This window comes from Lignipirellula cremea (assembly GCF_056501455.1).
Map to the genome: position 1 here is coordinate 1,135,379 of NZ_CM151415.1, position 19,259 is coordinate 1,154,637.

15 protein-coding genes are annotated in these 19,259 nt (G+C 66.0%); 9 read left to right on the forward strand and 6 right to left on the reverse strand.

The features are described 5' to 3' along the window. Positions 1 to 18 precede the first annotated feature (18 nt). Genes SH602x_RS04475 through SH602x_RS04485 form a run of 3 tightly spaced genes read left to right on the forward strand, consistent with a single transcriptional unit; the run spans position 19 to position 6,061 of the window. Entirely contained in the window at positions 19 to 3,234 is a 3,216-nt protein-coding gene (locus SH602x_RS04475; protein WP_479475651.1) for a DUF2309 domain-containing protein, read from the forward strand. Then, entirely contained in the window at positions 3,231 to 4,640 is a 1,410-nt protein-coding gene (locus SH602x_RS04480; RefSeq protein ID WP_479475652.1) for a proton-conducting transporter transmembrane domain-containing protein, read from the forward strand. The genes SH602x_RS04475 and SH602x_RS04480 overlap by 4 nt, the downstream gene beginning before the upstream one ends. Then, positions 4,637 to 6,061, forward strand: coding sequence for a proton-conducting transporter transmembrane domain-containing protein (locus SH602x_RS04485; protein WP_479475653.1), 1,425 nt, complete (start codon positions 4,637 to 4,639; stop codon positions 6,059 to 6,061). The genes SH602x_RS04480 and SH602x_RS04485 overlap by 4 nt, the downstream gene beginning before the upstream one ends. Before the next feature lie 21 nt (positions 6,062 to 6,082). Here the strand turns inward: SH602x_RS04485 and SH602x_RS04490 are convergent, their stop codons facing one another. After that, positions 6,083 to 6,508: an OsmC family protein gene (locus tag SH602x_RS04490; RefSeq protein WP_479475654.1), complete on the reverse strand. Its 426-nt coding sequence runs from the start codon at positions 6,506 to 6,508 to the stop codon at positions 6,083 to 6,085. A gap of 178 nt (positions 6,509 to 6,686) precedes the next feature. Then, on the reverse strand, positions 6,687 to 7,220 hold the full coding sequence (locus tag SH602x_RS04495) for a hypothetical protein (protein ID WP_479475655.1): 534 nt from the start codon (positions 7,218 to 7,220) through the stop codon (positions 6,687 to 6,689). Positions 7,221 to 7,740: 520 nt separating this feature from the next. Here SH602x_RS04495 and SH602x_RS04500 point away from each other — a divergent pair. Beyond that, entirely contained in the window at positions 7,741 to 9,651 is a 1,911-nt protein-coding gene (locus SH602x_RS04500; protein WP_479475656.1) for a S9 family peptidase, read from the forward strand. 25 nt (positions 9,652 to 9,676) lie between these two features. Here SH602x_RS04500 and SH602x_RS04505 read toward each other — a convergent pair whose 3' ends face one another. After that, the gene (locus SH602x_RS04505) at positions 9,677 to 10,789 is read right to left on the reverse strand and encodes an inorganic phosphate transporter (protein ID WP_479475657.1); all 1,113 of its coding nucleotides are present in this window, start codon (positions 10,787 to 10,789) and stop codon (positions 9,677 to 9,679) included. 288 nt (positions 10,790 to 11,077) lie between these two features. Next, the gene (locus tag SH602x_RS04510) at positions 11,078 to 11,503 is read right to left on the reverse strand and encodes a hypothetical protein (protein ID WP_479475658.1); all 426 of its coding nucleotides are present in this window, start codon (positions 11,501 to 11,503) and stop codon (positions 11,078 to 11,080) included. 379 nt (positions 11,504 to 11,882) lie between these two features. Here SH602x_RS04510 and SH602x_RS04515 point away from each other — a divergent pair, with 379 nt between their 5' ends. Further along, positions 11,883 to 13,484: an SH3 domain-containing protein gene (locus SH602x_RS04515; RefSeq protein WP_479475659.1), complete on the forward strand. Its 1,602-nt coding sequence runs from the start codon at positions 11,883 to 11,885 to the stop codon at positions 13,482 to 13,484. Positions 13,485 to 13,673: 189 nt separating this feature from the next. Here the strand turns inward: SH602x_RS04515 and SH602x_RS04520 are convergent, their stop codons facing one another. Next, a complete protein-coding gene (locus SH602x_RS04520; protein WP_479475660.1) occupies positions 13,674 to 14,126 on the reverse strand; it encodes a GNAT family N-acetyltransferase in 453 nt (150 codons plus the stop codon). A gap of 217 nt (positions 14,127 to 14,343) precedes the next feature. On the opposite strand from SH602x_RS04520, the gene SH602x_RS04525 reads away from it, so the two are divergent. The 4 genes from SH602x_RS04525 to SH602x_RS04540 all read left to right on the forward strand — a co-directional run bounded on the left by SH602x_RS04525 (position 14,344) and on the right by SH602x_RS04540 (position 17,257). After that, positions 14,344 to 15,339 (forward strand): Gfo/Idh/MocA family protein, encoded by a 996-nt coding sequence (locus SH602x_RS04525; RefSeq protein WP_479475661.1) that lies wholly within the window; start codon positions 14,344 to 14,346, stop codon positions 15,337 to 15,339. A gap of 204 nt (positions 15,340 to 15,543) precedes the next feature. Beyond that, the gene (locus tag SH602x_RS04530) at positions 15,544 to 15,912 is read left to right on the forward strand and encodes an ArsR/SmtB family transcription factor (RefSeq protein ID WP_479475662.1); all 369 of its coding nucleotides are present in this window, start codon (positions 15,544 to 15,546) and stop codon (positions 15,910 to 15,912) included. 13 nt (positions 15,913 to 15,925) lie between these two features. Beyond that, entirely contained in the window at positions 15,926 to 16,396 is a 471-nt protein-coding gene (locus tag SH602x_RS04535; protein WP_479475663.1) for an SRPBCC family protein, read from the forward strand. Positions 16,397 to 16,477: 81 nt separating this feature from the next. Beyond that, the gene (locus tag SH602x_RS04540; protein WP_479475664.1) at positions 16,478 to 17,257 is read left to right on the forward strand and encodes a DUF899 domain-containing protein; all 780 of its coding nucleotides are present in this window, start codon (positions 16,478 to 16,480) and stop codon (positions 17,255 to 17,257) included. Positions 17,258 to 17,747: 490 nt separating this feature from the next. Here the strand turns inward: SH602x_RS04540 and SH602x_RS04545 are convergent, their stop codons facing one another. Then, positions 17,748 to 19,190, reverse strand: coding sequence for a hypothetical protein (locus SH602x_RS04545; RefSeq protein WP_479475665.1), 1,443 nt, complete (start codon positions 19,188 to 19,190; stop codon positions 17,748 to 17,750). Positions 19,191 to 19,259: the final 69 nt, after the last annotated feature.

A 19,259-nucleotide genomic window follows, 5' to 3' on the forward strand; every position in this document is an offset into this window, starting at 1 on the left:
AAACGGGGGGCTCACGAAATGATCGCCAGAGAACGCGCGCCGCTGCCGGATACCGTCGCTTCGTCGACTGCCGCTTCGCCGGAAGCCGCTGCCGTCGCGTGCCGGATGCGTCGCGAGGAATTGCGGCGCTCGATCGAGCACGCGGCGCATTACCTGCCGTCGCAGGGACCGATCGGCGTCTTCATCCATCACAACACGCTGCATGCGTTCGAGCATCTTCCTTTTCATGAGGGGGTCGAAGAGGGCGCGCGGGTCTACGGCTGCGAGCCTTATCTTCATGAGCAGCGCTACCGCGAGTTCCTGACCTCGGGTCGCATCGATCCGCAGGAGGTCGAGGAAATCCTCGAACGGGAACTTGGCGAATCCGCGGAAGAACTCGTCGCGTCGCTCGTTTCGCGGCGGGCCCTTCGCAGCGCGATGCTGCTCCGTCCGCTCTACGGCGGAACCGACAAAGAGCTTCGCTGGGTCGTCGCCGAATCGGATGCCTTGACCCGCTTTCGCGACGACGTGGAGCCGTCGCTGCGTGCGCAGTCGGTCGAGCGGACGCGACGCTGGGCCATGCGGAGCTTCTCGGCAGGCGAGGCGGGCCAGGGCGCCTCGGCGATCGAACGATCGAGCGCTTTCCGCGAACAGACCGAGCAGTTCGCGCGGCGATACGGTTCGAACGCGGAGAGCTGGTCCGAACCGACCTGGGAGGCGTTCGCGTTGCAGGCGCTGTGGCGAGCCTCCCGCGAGGGCGTGCATGGCGCTCCTCACGCCCCGACGACCTCGCATCGGACGATCCGCCATCGCGATCTGCTGCACGAAGCGACCGGGGTAAACGCGGACCAGCCGGTCGACGATCTGCTGATTCGCTTCTGCGGTGCGTTCCTCGATCAGGGCGTCGCCGGCTGGCAACCGCCGGCGCGGGAGGAAGGTTTCCTGGGGTGCTTCCTCGCGACCTGCGGCAGCGACACCCTGCTCTGCGAAGCGTGGCGAAAGCCGCTGGCGAAGGAGCTGCGGCGCTGGAAGCGCGAGGGGCTCTCCGTTCTCGACGCGATTCAGGAATCGCTCGACGATCTCGGAATCAATCGGGCGGAGCAGGACGAGTTCCTCCGTGCCACGGCCCTGGCGCTGCGCGGCTGGGCGGGCATGATCGTGCAGTTGGTACATCGAAGTTCCGAAGTCGTCCGGCCCATTCCGCAGGGGAGCTTCGAGGAATACCTCGCCGTCCGGTTGCTGCTCGATCGGCTCTCGCTCGCTTACTTCGCTCGCAAGGAACTGAACTACCGCGGACCGCTGTCCGAACTGAAGTCGGCGCTGCGCAAGCAGATCGGAAAGCCCCGCCATGCGACGGTGGAACAGCGTGCGTTCGTGGTCTTCCAACTGGCGCAGGTCTTCGGCTGGTCGGCGGAGCAGCTAGCGGGTCTCTCGCGAGCGGAATGGTACGAACTGCTCGAGGAGATCGAGTCGTTCCACGGCGTGGAGCGGCGGCGACTGCTGCACACGGCCTACGAGGAGCGCTACTTCCGCAAGACGCTCGACGCCATCGCCGAGCCGACGCTGAAGCGCCAGGCGGATCGTGCGCGGAATCGACCGCGACCCTCGTTCCAGGCCATCTTCTGTCTGGACGAACGGGAAGAGTCGTTCCGGCGTCGGCTCGAAGAGACGACCCCTGCGTGCGAGACCTTCGGCGCCGCGGGATTCTTCAGCGTTCCGATCTACTACCGGGGCGCGGGCGACGCGGACTTCGCCGCCCTCTGCCCTGCGGTGATGAAGCCGAAGCGCTGGGTCACCGAGGACGTCGCCGAGCGCTTGCAGAAGGATTTCGCCCGGCGTCGAAAGGCGCGGCGACTGTTCGGGCAAGCGAGCCGCACGGTCAGTTCGAACAGTCACAGCCTGTTTCTCGGTGCGGCGCTCTCTGCCGGGTTCGGCTGGCTCGCGGCGATTCCGCTGGCCGCCCGGGTACTGTTTCCGCGATTGACCGCGCGGCTGCGTCAGCATGCGAGCGTGCTGATTCGCCATCCCGACGAGACATTCCTCCATCTGGAGCGGGGAGACTGTGCGCCCAGTTCGCATCCGCCGGGACTCGGTTTTCAGCCGGCCGAGATGGCGGCGATCGTCGAGCGGATGCTTCGCGATATGGGGCTCGTACGGAACTTCGCGCGACTGATCCTGTTCGTCGGTCATGGCGCAGGCAGCGTGAACAATCCGCATCAGTCGGCCTACAACTGCGGCGCCTGCGGAGGCGGTCGGGGCGGTCCCAACGCTCGCTCCTTCGCCGCGATGGCCAACGATCCGCGCGTGCGGGCCATGTTGAGCGCGCGGGAAATTTCGATCCCGGACGATACGCGATTCGTCGGCGGGTTTCATGACACGACGTCGGACGGCGTCGAGTTCTACGACGTCGATCGTCTTCCCGAGGGGTATCAGGCCGAGTTCGCGGAGGCGGAACGTCGCTTCGCCCGCGTCTCGCAACTCAACGCCCAGGAGCGTTGCCGGAGGTTCGTCTCGGCGCCGCTCGACCTGACGTCCGAGGAAGCGCTGGTGCATGTCGAGAACCGCGCGGAGGACCTGTCGCAGGTTCGTCCCGAAGCGGGTCACGCCAGCAACGCCGTAACCTTCGTCGGGCGGCGTGCGCGCACTCGCGGTCTCTACATGGACCGGCGCTGCTTTCTGACGTCGTACGACCCGGCGATCGACGACGAAGAGGCCACTATCGTCGGGCGAATCCTCGGCGCCGTGGTACCGGTCTGCGGGGGCATCAACCTCGAATATTTTTTCTCCTATGTCGACCCGTACGGCTACGGATGCGCGACGAAGCTGCCCCATAACGTCAGCGGCTTCCTGGGCGTAATGGACGGCGCCGCCAGCGACCTTCGGACCGGCCTTCCCTGGCAGATGGTCGAGATCCACGAGCCGATGCGATCGATCTTCGTGATCGAAACGACCGAGGCCGCGATCCGCAAGGTGATGGCTCGCGACGAGAACGTCCGCCATGCGATCGAACACGAATGGATCCGGTGCGTTCTGCTCCACCCGCAGACCGGCGCGTTGACCTGTTACCACGCGGGAGAGTTCGTCCCCTATCGCAAGTCAGGCCGCGCGTTGCCGACGTTCGAGACTTCGTACGACGTCTTCCGCGGACAGCGGGAACACCTCGATTACGCGCTCGTCGCGTCGGGCCTGCTGCCTGAGGAATTCGACGCCGGGAGCGTTCTTCGCGAAACGCAGCGAGCGGGAGCGAATTCATGAACGCGGAACGAGCGACGATCCTTCTCGGAACGGCGGCGATCGTCGTCCCGGGCCTGATGGTGATCGGACTGGGGGTCGCGACCCTGCTGGGGCGGAAGCTCTCCGAGCGCGCGATCAGCCTGACCAGCCGCTGCGTCGTCGCGCTCGGCCTGCTCTGCGTCCTGGGCGCTGCCTCGGCGCTCGCGATCTCCGGTCAGCCGGAGGTCGCTTTCGACGGCGGAGCGATCGTTTCCTACGCCGGCGGTCATGGTCCCGAAGCGGAGCATTTTCGCTTCGGCATCAAGTTCATCTTCGATCGGCTCTCCGTGCCGGTGATGGCGCTCAGCTACGTGCTCTGCTTCGTCATCTCCGCGTTCGCGAGCGCCTACCTCCATCGCGAGAACGGCTTCCTGCGGTTCTTCTTCCTGCTGGCGATCTTCCTGCTGGGGATGGTCGTCTCCGTCGCCGCGGGCACGATCGAGACGCTCTTCGCCGGCTGGGAACTGGTGGGTCTGTCCTCCGCGCTGCTGGTCGCGTTCTATCACGAGCGAACCGGCCCCGTGCGGAACGGCCAGCGCATCTGGACCGTCTATCGTTTCGCCGACGCGGCGTTCCTGCTCGGCGCCGTGGCCCTGCATCACATTACGGGCGAAGGCGACTTCGATCGCATGGTCGGCTCGGGCGCCTGGCCCGCCGGCGTCGCGACGGTGACTTCGTCGCAGGCCCTTTTCGCGGGCTCGCTGCTGTTGATCGCGGCGGCGGGCAAGTCCGCGCTGGTTCCCTTTTCGGGATGGCTTCCGCGGGCGATGGAGGGCCCGACGCCGTCGAGCGCCGTCTTCTACGGAGCGCTTTCGGTCCATCTGGGCGCCTACCTGCTGCTTCGCATTTCGCCGCTGATCGAGGCGTCGACGACGCTCGCCGTTCTGGTGACGTCGCTCGGGGCGATCACGGCCATCTACGCCGCGATCGCACGTCGTTCGCAGACCGATATCAAGAGCCAGCTCTGCTTCGCCTCGCTGACGCAGGTGGGAATCATCGTCGCGGAGATCGGCCTCGGCCTGCGGTACCTGGCGCTCGCGCATCTCATCGGCCACGCCTGTCTGAGGACGCTGCAGTTCCTGAGGGCGCCCTCCGCGCTCTCGGACGCCGTCGCGGCGGAGAACGCCATCGGCGAACGACGGCTGTCCGCGAACCCTTATGCGGGAGCCTTCCTTCCGGCAGCCGTGCAGCGTTTTCTCTATCGCTTCTCGCTCGAACGGGGCTTCCTCGACACGCTGCTGAACCGCTTCGTCGCCGGACCGTTCGTCGCCCTGTTCCGGTTCTTCGATCGGGTCGAGCGGAAGTGGACCGCCGCGCTCGCCGGCCCGGAATCGACTGAAGCGGAAGCGGCCCGTCCCTCGTTCGAGTCGCACGAATACCTGCCATGATCGAACTTCATTTTCCGTGGATCGAGTGCGCGATCCTCGCCTCCCTGATCGGCGCGGCGATCGCTGCGCCGCTGACTGACGCCCGACGTGCGCGCCGCGTCGCGCTCGTCGCGCAGAGCGTCTCGCTGCTCTCGGCGATCGGGGCGTGGATCGATTTCAACGATCTGCATGTCCACGAAGCGCACGACCTGTGGGGTCTCTCGCGGTTCCTGTTCGGCAAGGACCTGCTGGTCATCGACGAGCTGAGCGCGCCGCTGCTGCCGCTCGTCGCGCTTCTGTACCTGCTGACGACGGCGGTGACCCTCAGGACGAAGGTCAACCGCTTCTCGTTCGCCTGGAACCTGGTCGGCGGCGCCGCGACTCTGGGGGCGCTCGGTTTTCAGGAGCCGTGGCTCGTGATCGCGCTGGTCATCGCCAGCGCGATTCCGCCCGGGATCGAGCTGCGCCGCCGCGGCAAGTCGGTCCGCGTCTACGCGATTCACATGACGCTGATGAGCTTCGCCTTCGTCGCGGGGCAGGCCCTGATCGACGCCGAGGGGCGCTTCGGCCCGATGTCCTCAGCGGCTGCCGCGCTGCTCGCTCTGGGCGTCTTCATTCGCGCGGGGCTCTTTCCGTTCCACGTCTGGCTGACCGACCTGTTCGAGCGTGCCAGCTTCGGCACGGCGCTGCTGGTCGCCGTCTCGATGCTCGGGGACTACGCGGCGCTCCGGCTGGTTCTCCCTTCGGCGCCGGAGTGGACGCTGCGAATGCTCGGCATCGGGGCGCTCGTCACCGCGGTGTATGCCGCCGGCATGACGCTGGTGCAGACCGAGGCGCGACGATTCTTCTGCTTCCTGTTCCTCAGCGCGTCGGCGCTGACCCTCGCGGGACTGGAGAGCGGATCGTCCGTCGGCCTGACCGGCGGTTTGTGCGTCTGGCTTTCCGTCGCGCTGGCGATGGGGGGGTTCGGCCTGACGTTGCGGGCGATCGAGTCCCGCGAAGGCCGGCTCTCGCTGGTCGACTTCCACGGCATGCACGACCTGACGCCGATGTTCGCGGCTTTCTTCCTGATCACGGGCCTGGCCAGCGTCGGCTTCCCGGGCACGATCGGCTTCCTCGGTTCGGAGATGCTGCTCGACGGCGCGGTGCAGGCTTACCCGCTGGTAGGCCTGTGCGTGCTGCTCGCCAGCGCGCTCAACGGCGTCGCAGTGATGAAGGCCTACTTCGCGATCTTCGGCGGACGGCGCCAACCCGGCGCCGTCTCGCTCGCCGCGCGGCCGCGGGAGCGCTTCGCGAAGCTCGCGCTGACGCTCCTGCTGCTCGGCGGCGCGTTCATTCCCCAGGCCGGCGTCGCCTCCCGCCGGCATGCCGCGGAAGAACTCCTCCGCGAGCGTGCCGCTCGCGTCGCTACTTCCCCGCCGGCGGAACTGGCGCGGAAGTAAGCCCCGAACCCGCAGATCCGTTTACGATTCGAGCGTCGCGTCGAGCGTGATCTTGGTATCGAGGACTTTCGAGACGGGACAGCCGACCTTGGCCTTGTTCGTCAGTTCCTCGAACTGTGCCTGATCGGCGCCGGGAATCTTGGCCTTGAGCGTCAGGTGAACCGACGTGATGGCGAAGCCGTCATCGACCTTGTCCAGCGTCACGTCGGCGGAGGTCTCCATGCGATCGGCCTTCAGGCCGGCTTCTCCCAGGATGAGCGAAAGCGCCATCGTGAAGCAGCCCGCATGCGCGGCGCCGATCAGTTCTTCCGGGTTGGTGCCCGGCTTTCCTTCGAAGCGGGCGGCGAAGCCGTAGGGATACTCCGCCAGCGCACCGCTCTGCGTGCTGATCGATCCCTTGCCGTCCTTGAGTCCCCCCTGCCAGACTGCCGAGCCAGTGCGCTTCATCGTCGCTGCTTTCTAATCTCTTGAATTCGAAATTCCAGGCACGTCGCCAATGTCGCCAATCATTGTCGCAAATCGTCCGACGCGGCGCGCGGACGACCAAGCGACGACCCGATGCATGCAGAAAGCCTTCCCGGCTCGTGCAGGGAAGGCTTCGGAGAATCGCGAGTCGCGACACGCACTAAACCCGCGTGCCGGCGTTCGCACGGGTCTCGATGTCGTAGGCGCCGTGACGGCGGAGGACTTCGCGCACTTCGGCGAAACGGCTCTGCGCGTTGACGGTGACGATCGTTCGCCCCTCGCGGAACTCGCCTTCGTAGTACTCGGCTTCGTCGTTCGGAATGCCCATGCCGACGAGCGCGCCGACGAGTCCGCCCGCAGCGGCTCCGACCGCGGCGCTGGCCGCGATGCTGGCGAGCACGCCGCCGGCGATCACCGGCCCGATCGCCGGGAGAACGCCTGCCAGGATTCCGAGACCCCACAGCGCTCCGACTCCGAGACCCCCTGCGACGCCCGCGGCAGCGCCGGAGCCGGCGTGATTCCCTTCGTCTTTGTGCAGCAGATCGTGTTCGGGATCGTTCTCGTCGTGACGGGAAGCGATGCCGATTTCGCTCTCGCCGAAGCCGAGCGCCTTCAGTTCGGCGATCGCTTCGCGAGCGTGGAGACGGTCGGAGAAGACGCCGACGGCGACCGTTCGATTCGTGACGGAAGACATGCTGTTCGTCCCTTCAGAAAAGGAGAGGTTCGGCAGCGACGGAACGTCCGCTCGCCACGCTTCCCGGCTCTCCCGCAGACGGTTCGTGCGGGTGGCCGCGGGACGAAGTATGCATTCAGCGTACCGTTCAACTGATCCTTTGAAAGAATCTCGCAAGGCACGCGGCAGAGCCCCCAGGTTTCGCAGTTTCAATCTACCCCCCTCGAATGACGCCGGCGCGTGAGCTTCGCACGACGCCCGGCAGGGTTCGAACCGCAGCGTTGCGGTTCCAATGCGATCGGACTGGTCGGACGAACGACGACGCGCCTCGTCGCACCGCCTCGTGACCGCGCGGTTCGCCCATTCGCGACGAGCGTGCCTGATTCGAACGAGGCTCGCGAAAGCCTAAGATCGCGAGGTCTTTCCGCGCGATATCGCGCGATTCGTTCGCTCTCGTTCGAGGTCGCGTCGCATGCGGTCGAAGTTCTGTTCGCTTGCACGGCTGGCGGCCTGCTCGTGTCTCTGTTGGGTTTCTGCCGCCATGGTCACCGGCGCTGAATCGGCGTCCGAGGAAGCTCTCCCCCGCCGCGAAGTCGGCACGCTGGTCTTCGACGGCATCCCGGAGAGTCCGCCCGGCCTTCGCGAGGAGCTGCAACGCTACCGCAACGCGCGGTCGGCGGCGTTCCAGGACTGGTCGGCGGACGGTTCGATGCTGATCACGACGCGCTTCGGCGAAACGTCGCAGATCCACCGCGTCGCGTCGCCCGGCGCCGCTCGAACGCAGCTCACCTTCTTCGACGATCCCGTCACGGGCGTCAGGACGATCCCGGGAACCGATCGCCTCGTCTACCTGCGCGACGCGGGCGGAGCGGAGTACTACCAGATCTATCTCGCCGGTCCGGGCGGTTCGGAGACGGCGATCTCCGAAGCGAAGACGCGCAACGAAACGCCGGTCTTCTCGAAGGACGGCAAGTTCCTGCTCTGGAGCCAGGTTCGACCGGGCGAGCCGGACTACGACATCCTCGCGGCGGACGTCGACGACCTCGCGAACCGCCGCGTCGTGTTCGAAGGAACCGGCGCTTTCGGCGTGCTCGATATCTCCGCGGACGGATCGAAGGCTCTGCTCGACAAGTACCTCTCGATTCAGGAATCGCAGCTCTGGCTGCTCGATCTGACGACCGGCGAAGCTCAGCAGATCCGCGCGGACAAGCCGCCGGCCTCCTATGCCGGAGGCAAGTTCGCCCGCGACGGACGATCGATCGTGACGACCTCCGACGCGAACGTCGAGGCGCGGCGGCTGATCGAGATCGATCTGGAGTCGGGCGAGACGACCCCGATCACGAAAGCGTCCACGTGGGACGTCGAGGACTTTGCGATTTCTGACGACGGCAGGCTGCTCGCCTGGTCGGTCAACGAAGACGGCTACTCGCGAGTATTCGTTCGAGACTTCGTTACCAGGCGCGACCTGCCGCAACCGGAGCTTCCGCCCGGCGTGCTGGCCGCGCTGAAGTTCTCGCCTGACGGGAAGCGGCTGGCGATCAATCTTACGGGTCCCCTCTCGCCGGGCGACGTCTGGACGTGGGAGATCGAGGATAAGGAGCTGACTCGCTGGACCGCCTCCGAGCCCGGTCAGCTCGACCCGGCGACGTTCGTCGCGCCCGAGCTGATTCGATACGAATCGTTCGACGGACTGATGATCCCGGCATTCGTGTATCGCGCGAAGCAGGAAGGCCCGCGACCGGTCATCGTCGAAATCCACGGCGGGCCGGAAGGTCAGTCGCGGCCGACGTTCGATCCGCGGGCGCTCTACTGGATGAACGAGCTCGGCGCCTCGGTGGTGGTGCCGAACGTTCGCGGTTCGTCGGGCTACGGGAAGAAGTGGCTCGCTCTCGACAACGGCCCGCTGCGGCAGAACTCGGTCGAGGATATCGGGGCGCTGCTCGACTGGATTGCCACGCAGCCGGACCTCGATTCGTCGCGCGTCGTGGTCTACGGCGGATCGTACGGCGGGTTCATGACGCTCGCCTCGCTGGCCGCGTATTCGGATCGCCTGGCGGGCGCCGTCGATATCGTCGGCATCTCGAACTTCACGACCTTCCTGACCAATACCGAAGGCTATCGTCGCGATCTGCGGCGGGCGGAGTACGGCGACGAACGCGATCCGGCGATGCGGGCGATCTTCGACCGGATCTCGCCGCTGAACCTGACTGACCGGATGAAGCAGCCCCTGCTGGTGATCCAGGGAGCGAATGATCCCCGCGTGCCGCAGAGCGAAGCCGAGCAGATCGTGGCGAAGGTCCGCGCGGAGGGCGAGCCCGTCTGGTATCTCCTTGCGACCGACGAAGGCCACGGCTTTCGCAAGAAGCGGAACGTCGACGCCCAGCGCGAGGTCGAAACGATGTTCCTGCGGATGGCGCTGGGGCAGGAAGAGGCGAGCCCGGAAGCGCCGTAACGCCCGCGAATACGACTCGACTCCTTCAGAACAGCCGCATGACGGCGTAGCAGGCGGCTCCCAGCGCTGCGCCGAGCGGAAGGGTCGTCACCCAGGCGATCAGGATCTTGCCGATCGTCGCGAGCTTCGCCTTGCCGGTGATCGTGCCGATGCCGAAGAGAGCGCCGCAACTCACGTGCGTCGTCGAAACCGGCAGGCCGAAGCGACTGGCTCCGATGACGACGATGCCCGTGATCAGGTTAGCGGTGAAGCCCTGGCCGTGATTCATGGGCGTGATCTTCTGGCTCATCGTTTCGGCGACCCGGCGTGCGCTGAAGAGCCCACCCGCTGCAATGGCGACGCCGACCAGCGTCATGCTTCCGAATCCGCCCAGCGCGGGAGCGAGCAGCAGCAGGGCGGCGATCTTCGGCGTGTCGTTCAGACCGCGAGCGAAGCTGACGACGCCCGCCGAGAGGTAATGCAGGCGATCGAGCGTCGTTCCCGCCTCGATCCCCCACATCCGTCCTTCGTAGTGGTGGCGACACGCGACGGTCGTTCCGACCTGAGCGCTCAATACGCCCACCCGTTCCAGAGCCGCGGCGTGATCCATCCGCGGCACGCACTCGACCGTTTCCTCGCCGACGCAGAAGCAGGTCCGCTCCGTCACGCCCAGCGCCTTCCTTAGCGTGCGGAACGCCGGATAGCAGACCAGCGTCGCGAGAAGGGCCAGCAGCGGACTGACGATCAGCGGCAGGAAGAAGCTCAGCCCCAGCTTCTCCAGGTCGATGACCGATCCGGCGGCCCAGCCTGCCCCCACCAGCGATCCGACGAGGCCGTGCGTCGTGGAGATCGGCATCCCGATCCGCGTCGCCAGCAGGACCGTCAGTCCGGCGCCGAGCGCGACCGCGGCGCCGTAGCGGACGTCCGACACCAGAGCCTCGTCGACGAGCCCCTTGCCGCTGAAGTTCTTGAGCAGCGTCTGCGCCAGAAAGACTGCGGCGAGCGATCCGAGCAGCGTGGCGCCCGTGGCCCACAACAGGGCGCTGCGATAGTTCGTCGTTTCGCTGCCGAACAGCGTGGCGACGCCCTTGAAGTTATCGTTCGCGCCGTTGGCGTACGCCAGGCAAACGACGGCGAGCACAATGAGCGCCAGCAGCACGGAGCGCTTTCTCGGATGCCTGGAGACGATGCGACTCGGGATTCGACTTCGCTGGCCTTCAGCTTAGTCGAATCCGATCGCGATCGGCTCAAGCAGAGCGTACGCTCGCTTCTGGCGACGTAGTAGTCGCACCAGCCTCATTCATCAGGCTTCGTCAGTCCCGTCCACCATGCCCACATTGCCGAGGGCAGGGTGGGCATGCTCCAGGACGCGCCGAACCTTGCATGCCCACCCTGCTGGCGCGATGTGGGCATGGCACAGATTCGTGAGAACGAAGGCGGCGCCCCCTTACGGCGTCGAGGCGGACTGAAACAGTTCCCGACGCTCTTCCCGGGGGAGGTTCCGGCGTTCGAGCAGTTCCGGGTCGTACTGCGTCCAGGTCTCGCGGAACTTGGGCGAGCGGACGACTCGCGCTTGCGCGCCTTCGCGCCACGTCGTCTCGTAACCCTGGCCGTCGACGAGCGGTCGCGGGTACTGCTGCGGCGTCTTGAGCAGGCGCCAGGCTCTGACCTGATAGCGGGCTTCGCGACCGTCCCATTCGTAGAACAGGATCTGGTCGAGCAGGTGGGCGCCGTTTTCGTCGTAGTAGTGGTTGACCTCGATCAGGTCGACCCGCTCGGCGGTCCCGAACTCGGGCGCTCCGCCTGCAAAAATAGCCGTCGCCGGGACGGCGAAAACCATGGCCGCGATCAATGCGGCATTCCGGACGCTCATCGTTCGACTCCCTGAACGGTGACAGGAGACGAGCGGATGCTGACTACCGGGCGTCGCGACAGGTGCACGACGCAGGAGGTCGGCGGCTAGTGATTCATGGTGCTGGACGAATCCGCCACTGTGGAGCTTCTATGCGGCATCCGAAGGTCGTCAGAATCGCCGTTAACGAAGTAAAAGCGATGATCAGGCCGTCCGATGCGAGGCTATCGAAGCATTAGCGTTACTAATATGCATCGGCAGCCGGCCCTCTCGCTAGTCAAATTTCCGGTGAAAAGAAAGAGAAATTCTTCAACCGGTCTTTCGCCCATGCCGCAATCGGCGCTACGAGCGTCTCCGCGCCCCTGCACTGCGGGGCCTGATTCAGGGAGGAACCGGCGACATGATCCGCAGCACGCTAAAAATTCGAGGAATCCGCGTCGCAGGACGACGGACGCTCTGGCTGGCCGTCGCGTTCCTCGTCCCAGTCTTCGCGCCCTTTGACCTGTCCTTTTCGCAGGCAGTCGCCGCGGAGGAGGAGTTTCCCTATCCAGCGCTCGTCTTCGTCGAAACGGCGGAGGTCCGTTGCGGCCCGGGCGACGAGTTCTACGTCACCGGCAAGTTGAAGCGCGGCGTCGAGGTGGAGGTCTACCGCCACGAAGCGAACGGCTGGATGGCCATTCGCCCCCCGGCGGGTTCTTTCAGCTGGATCCCCGCCCGGTCGCTGCGCGGCACGGAGACTCCGGACGTCGCCGAGGCCGCGGAGGCGGACGTCGTCGTATGGGTCGGCACGTCGGTCGAAGCCGTGCAACGTCACAAGTGGCAGGTCGAACTTCAGCCCGGCGAGCGGGTGGAAATCCTCAATCGCAAGCTGCTCGCCCCGTTTCAGGGCGCCGAGCCTGAAACCTGGTGCATGGTCGCGCCGCCTGCGGGCGAGTTCCGCTGGATCCACACCAACGCGATCCGTCCCAAGCGGATGCGTTTGAGCGAAGAAGAACTCGCGGCCCATCGCGTCGCTCCGCCGCAAGCGACGCCGGGCTCCCCTGCCCCGCCGGTCGCAGCGCCCGCCGGCGGATTCGGTTTCGCCGGTCCTCCGCCGTTCGAGGTCGACCCGACGAACGGCGCCGCCGCGCCGACCACGGCCAGCGGAGTTCTCGCGGGCACATCGTCTGGCTTGGCGGTCCCTCCGTCGCTTCCGCCGACCGGCGTCGCGGCCGGTTCGACGATCGACTTCGCGACCTGGACGCGGGAGGCGATGGAACTCGAACTCGCGCGGCGCGTCACGACGCCGATGGAATCCTGGCGCCTGAACGACCTGGTCGCGGAAATCGAGAAGCGCAAGGCCGAGACGCCAGACCCGGGCGAAGCGGCTCGCTGGGACGCGTTCCTCGTCCGGACGAAAGAGTTCCGCCTGTTGCAGGAGAAGGCCCGGATCGCCGCCGGCGGCGCGACGACAGGAAGCCCTTCCGCGAGCGGAGTCGGCGTCCCTTCCGGAGTCTCTGCCGGACTGGCCAGTTCAAGACCGTTCGGCGCCCCGGCTTCGGTCGCTCCGCAACTTCGGGCGGCGAACGCTCCGTCGCGAGCTCTGGCCGATCCGCCGATTCTGAACCGGCTCTTCTCCGGCCAAGGCTGGACGGGCCGCAACGATGCGGAGGGCTTTTCATCGCTGGGCGGTCGCGAGACTCTCGGATCGCTCTCGGGTAGCGCGCCGTTCGGCGGCGCGGCGCCGGGAGCCTCCGTCGCGGGCAATTCAGCGCCGGCGGCGAACTACGACGCGACCGGCTACCTGATGCCGATCAATCGCCAGTCGGAGAACGTCCCCCCCTTCGCGCTGGTCACCGCCGAAGGACAGATCCTGCGTTACGTGAATCCGACGCCCGGCCTGAACCTGCATCGTTACGTCCGCCAGGAGATCGGCGTCTTCGGCGCGACGCAGGCATCCGCCGGACTCGACGGCGGCGTGCTGACCGCAGAACGCGTGATCGTCCTCGATCGACATCGATAGTCGCCCTTCTACCGCTCCCTGTAGTACAGCCAGTCGCTTTAAATCGTGAGTCTCAAGAGGGTGCCACTGGCTTTGCCAGTGCTGGAACGAACGGGTCAGTCGGACATGTTGGACGATCGATCCAGACGCGGCACTGGCTGAGCCAGTGGCACCCGGTCCCCTTCGGCGACCCACCCTGCGGGAGCTAGATCAGCAGGATGAAGCGTTGGGCCCGTCGAGCGGCATCTGGAAGATGATCAGGTTGTCGCGCTCGATCCAGTTCATCCCTTCCCAGAACGAGCGTCCGACCGCGTTGTCGCGGAGCAGGAAGATGGTCGCCTTTTCGACCCCTTCCTGCTGCACCGCCTGCAGTGCCCGGGCGAGCATCGTTTTCGCGATGCCGTAGCGACGGAACGCCGGGTCGACGGCCAGGTGGTAGCAGTACGCCCGCTTGCCGTCGAAGCCGACCAGCACGGCGCCTACCAGTCGCTCGCCCGCCCAGGCGGACTGGCTGCATCCCGGATTGCGGATCAGAAACCGGGCGAACAGCTCGGGCGGTTCGGGCGTTCCGATGCCTTCGCAGCAGTTCCAGAGAGCGACGGTCGGCGCGTAGTCCCCGTTCTCCAGCGGTCGAAAAGAGAGCTTGGGCGTCGGTTCGGGCATGGCAGCGAAGGTTCAGGTCGAACAAGACGTCGAGGGCGAATGATTGCTTGCGGCGCCTTCGCCCGGTTATCGTAGCGGGCGAACGGATCGACGGAGCGCCGCACGAACGCCGCCGAACGAGAAGTCGGACGGAGGGCCCTCGCGCTCCTTAGGTTCGGTTCCGCTCTCGCCCCGCACGATCCCGCCTGTCGCTACCCGCCTCCTGGAGATGCCTGCCATGATTCGCCCCCTGGCGCTTTCGCTGTTCGCTTTGGCGACCCTCTCTCTCGCTTCCGCCATGCCCGCTCTCGCTCAGGAAGACGCGATCAAACTCGGCGTCATCGGCCTCGATACGTCCCACTCGCCCGCCTTCGCGAAGGCGATGAACGAACGGGCGGTCGAGGAAGGGAAGCGGCCCGTCCGCGTCGTGGCCGCGTATCCCTTCGGCAGCTCGCAGATCGAGTCGAGCGCCTCCCGCATTCCGAAGTTCACCGAAGACTTTAAGGGAATGGGGATCGAGATCGTCGACTCGATCGACGCGCTCCTCGAGAAGGTCGACGGCGTGCTGCTGGAAACGAACGACGGCACGCTCAGGAAGGAACAGTTCGCGAAGATCCTCGCCGCGAAGAAACCCGTCTTCGCCGACAAGCCGGCAGCCGCGGCGTGGGAAGATACGCTCTGGATCTATCGTCAGGCCGAGGCGGCAGGGCTTCCGATCTTCTCGGCGAGTTCGCTCCGTTATCAGCCGTCGGCGGAAGATCTGGCGCCGGAGACCGTCGGAGAGATCGTCGGCGCGGAGACGTATAGCCCCTGCTCGCTCGAGCCGCACCACTCGCGGCTGTACTGGTACGGCATCCATGGCGTCGAGACGCTGTTCACGATCATGGGCCCCGGCTGCGAAAGCGTGAGCTGCACGGCGACCGACGGGACCGATCTCGCCGTAGGGCGCTGGGCCGACGGCCGGATCGGAACCTTCCGCGGCATTCGCCAGGGAAGCGGCAGCTACGGCGGAACGATCTACGGTACGAAGTCGATCAGGACGCTCGGCAAGTTCCAGGGCTACGGTCCGCTGGTCCTCGCCATCGAGGACTTCTTCCGCACCGGCAAGTCGCCCGTCTCCAATCAGGAGACGCTGGAGATCTACGCCTTCATGGAAGCCGCACGCCTGAGCGCCGAGCAAGGCGGAGCTCCCGTGTCGATCGCCGAGCTCTTCGCGATCGACGTCGAGAAGTAAGCGCTCTCGTCTCTCCCGTAGGGTGGGTCATTGACCCACCTTGCTCCCGGGCCGCGTCCGATGACGGTGGGTCAATGACCCACCCTACAGAGAACGCAGGCTCGCGACTCTTCTCTCTCCGGACCGTCCGCTCGAAAACGAATCGAGCAGCCGGTCCGGAAACTTTTCGCTTGACCTATTCCCATATGGGTATATGATTCGGCCATGGCACGAGCGCCCACCACCGCAGACGCTTTCGCGGCGATCGCCGAACCGCGACGACGCGAGATCATCGGCAAGCTCGCCGCAGGCGAAGGGGAGCGGGACGTCACCTGGCTCGTCGAACAGCTCGGCTGGCCTCAGCCGCAGGTCTCGAAGCACCTCGGCGTGCTGCGCAAGGTGGGCCTCGTCGACGTCGTGCAGCGGGGCAAGCGTCGCGTGTACAGCCTTAACGGCGAGAAGCTGAAGCCCGTTTACGAATGGGTCAAGAACTACGAGCGCTTCTGGGACCATCAGCTTTCGCGCATCCAGGAGCGCGCCGAACGGATGGAACGCGAAGCGAACAAGTCTGCCGAAGAACCCGGTTCCTCTTGAGAAAGCGAGTCCGATGTCCGCCGTCACCGATCAGGAAACGATTCACACGCTCGAGATCCGGAAGGATGTCTTCATCGCGGCGACGCTCGCGATCGCGTTCGAGGCCACGCTCGAGGAACTCGGGCCGGGGAGCCAGCTTCCCGACGGAACGCCGTATCCCATGAAGATCGAGCCTTGGCCGGGCGGTCGCTGGTATCGCGACCTGGGCGAAGCCGGCGGGCACAAGTACGGCCACCTGTGGGGCCATGTGCAGGTCATCAAGGCGCCGACGCTGCTGGAGATAAGCGGCCCGATGATGATGTCGACGCCCTCGCTCAATCACGTGCAGTATCGGCTCGCGCCCGAGGGCAACGGCGTGCGTCTGACGCTCGTCCATCGCGCGATGGGCCTCATTCCCGAACCGCGTCGTCACGACATGCCGCAAGGCTGGGAGCACGGACTCTCGCGCGTCAAGGAAGTCGCCGAGCGCAAGAGCCGGGGCTGAGTTCTTTTGACCGACTCTTTCTTTCACGTCGATGCAGTCGCGTTCGCGGCTGATCAGGGTTGTCGCCACAGGAGCTTAACAATGGCTATCGCCAGCGCCCCGGCGGGGCAGCGCGTCGTCTCTCGCGAAGAATGGCTCAAGGAGCGGATCGCTCTCCTGACTGAAGAGAAGGAACTGACCCGGCAGCGCGACGCGCTCGCCGCGAAGGTCCGGCAGCTGCCCTGGGTCAAGGTCGAGCAGGACTATCGCTTCGCCGCGTCGACGGGCAGCGTCTCGCTGGCCGAGCTGTTCGGCGAAAAGAGCCAGCTCATCATCTACCACTTCATGTTCGACCCGACCTGGTCGCAGGGGTGCAAGTCGTGCTCGTTCATCGCGGACCATTCCGACGGGATCGTCACGCACCTGGCGCACCGCGATATCTCGTTCGTCACGGTCTCCAAGGCTTCGATCGAGAAGATCGAAGCCTTCCGCACGCGCATGGGATGGACGTTCCCCTGGGTCTCCGGCGAGGAGAACGACTTCGGACGCGACTTCGGCGTCTCGTTCACGGATGAAGAGCTGATGGGCGGAGAGGCGACGTACAACTTCACGGGCAAGGCGTTCGGCATCCGCGAGTTGCCCGGGCTGTCAGTCTTCGCGAAGGACGAGCGGGGGGACGTCTACCACACGTACTCCGTCTTCGCCCGCGGCCTGGAAGACTTCCTGACGGCGTATCGCTACATCGACCTTACGCCGAAGGGTCGCGACGAGGCGCAGTCGGGCGGGATGGGCTGGCTCCGCCATCACGATCGCTACGACGACCTCGTCTTCATCGACCCTTGGGCAGAGAAGCCCGGCGTCACGGGCCCTGCTCTGTCGTAACGCTCTCGGGTCCGGCGTCGCGCGAGGAGGCTGCCATGCTCTGCTGTTGCAATGATCGAGACCACAAGTCGCCTGTCGACTCAGGTAGCGAGCGGACTACCGGCGCTCCTCATGTTCCGCTCTTCTCGGGTGGCGCTGGCTCTGCCAGTGTTGCCGTTGGTCAATCTCGACCATCATGGACGGCTCTTGTCTCGCTTCGGCACTGGCAAAGCCAGTGGCACCCGAAGGAGAAGAGGAGCAAAATGGAGATGCTCACGCGATCTCCGAGTCGCGCAACGGCGCTATTCCAATGGGCGCTGCCCGTGACGACGCTCGCGCTGATGCCGAAGTGCCCGGCGTGCGTCGCGGGGTACGTCCTGCTGTTCACCGGCGTCGGGATGTCGTTCCCCGTCGCTGCCGCGGTCCGGTGGACGCTCATCTCTCTCTGCGTCGCGGCCCTCGCCTCTCTTGTCCTGCGCCTTGTTCTACGTCGGGCGCGGCGGGCGTTCGCTTACCGGGCTTCGGCGCTCTCGCTCGCGGCGCCTTCGGCCACGGCGTCATTGCCGGCAAGCGACCAGGAGTTCAGGAACCGTTCGGCGGCCGCTTCGTCGAACCCTTCGACGGGGCCGGCGACGATCAGGTAGACCTGCACTCCGTCGATGAAGAGAAGCCGCTGACGAACCTGCACCGGACCTGATCCGTCCCCTGCGTAGCGATACGACAGACGATGGTCGGCGAACCCCTGGTCGCCGAATCCCTGGTCGGCGAGAGCTTCGCCCGGAGCCGGTTCGCTCACGATCGCTTCGCCCTCGACGGAACTGGCGATCGCTTCCGCGGTCGCGGCCAGGATTTCTCGTGCGATCTCGATCGGCAGGGCCTCCTCTTCGCGATGGAGCGTCACGGAGAACGACTGCGCGCCGGCGAAGGCGTGGAACATACGGTCGGATTCCGCCGTCGCTTCGTCGGAGAGCGTCTCCGGTTCAGCCGGGAAGATGACGGTCGCGTCGACCCAGGGGAGCCGGCGCTCGACGCCGACCGGGGCCGGCTCTTCCGTCGCAGTCGCTGCGCCAGCGATGGGATTCGCAGGAGGCGCCTCGGTCGTCGGAGAACTTGCCGGCAGGACCTTCATCTCCTGCGGTTCGTCGGCGATCTTCGGTCCGCTGAATTGCGGAGCCGTTAGGGTCGGCGTCTGGAACGAGGGATGGAACGAGGCGAGAAACGTCGACGTCGCCTCCTCGTCCCACGCTTCTTCGGTCGCCAGCACGCTCGCCTGAAACTGTCGACTGTCGACGACCGCCAGGATGCCTGCCGTTCGGAAGCGTTCGCCCGCCGCTTCGTAGACGTAGTCGTAGCGCACCGCGGGATAATCGAGCCCCGTCACGATCGCCCGTTCGAGCGCCTCGCCGCCGGCGGCTTCGATGATCGACGCGGCGACCGACTGCAGCGTCGCCTCGGCGCTCTCGCGGGTCATCGCCTCGGGCAGATCGAAAGCGCTGACCTGACGCTCGACGCCGCTCGCTGCGCTGCGATAGATCGCCAGGTTTCCGCCATCCTGCAGCGTTTCGCTCGCCGTTTCCGGCTCCGTCGGAAACAGAACCTCGAAGCTGCCGTCTTCGGGACGGAAGGACTTCAGCGGTTCGGGTTCGGGAGCGGTTTCCGTGGGCGGCGTCGAGCTCGATTCCTGGGCAGGATTTAGCAGAAACTCGCTCGCCGGCGGAAAGTACTGAACGTCGTCGACGTACTCGACGGCGCCAGGCGGAACCGCGTTCGACGAAGAATCTGCGGTCGCTTCCGACGGCGCCGGCGAAACTTTCTCGTCCGCCGCGTTCGCCTTCTGGACCGCTGCCGCAGTTTCCTTCGGAGCGCTGACTCGCGCGGATTCAGGCGCGCCGGAGCAGCCGAGCGTCAGCGCAACGGCGACCGACGCAGAACAGAGAACGAACTTCGCACGCATCGCAGGCATTCCTTCGGCGGCAGTCGACGAACCGACTTCGACGCCCTCGTCTAGCGAATGCGAAGCGAA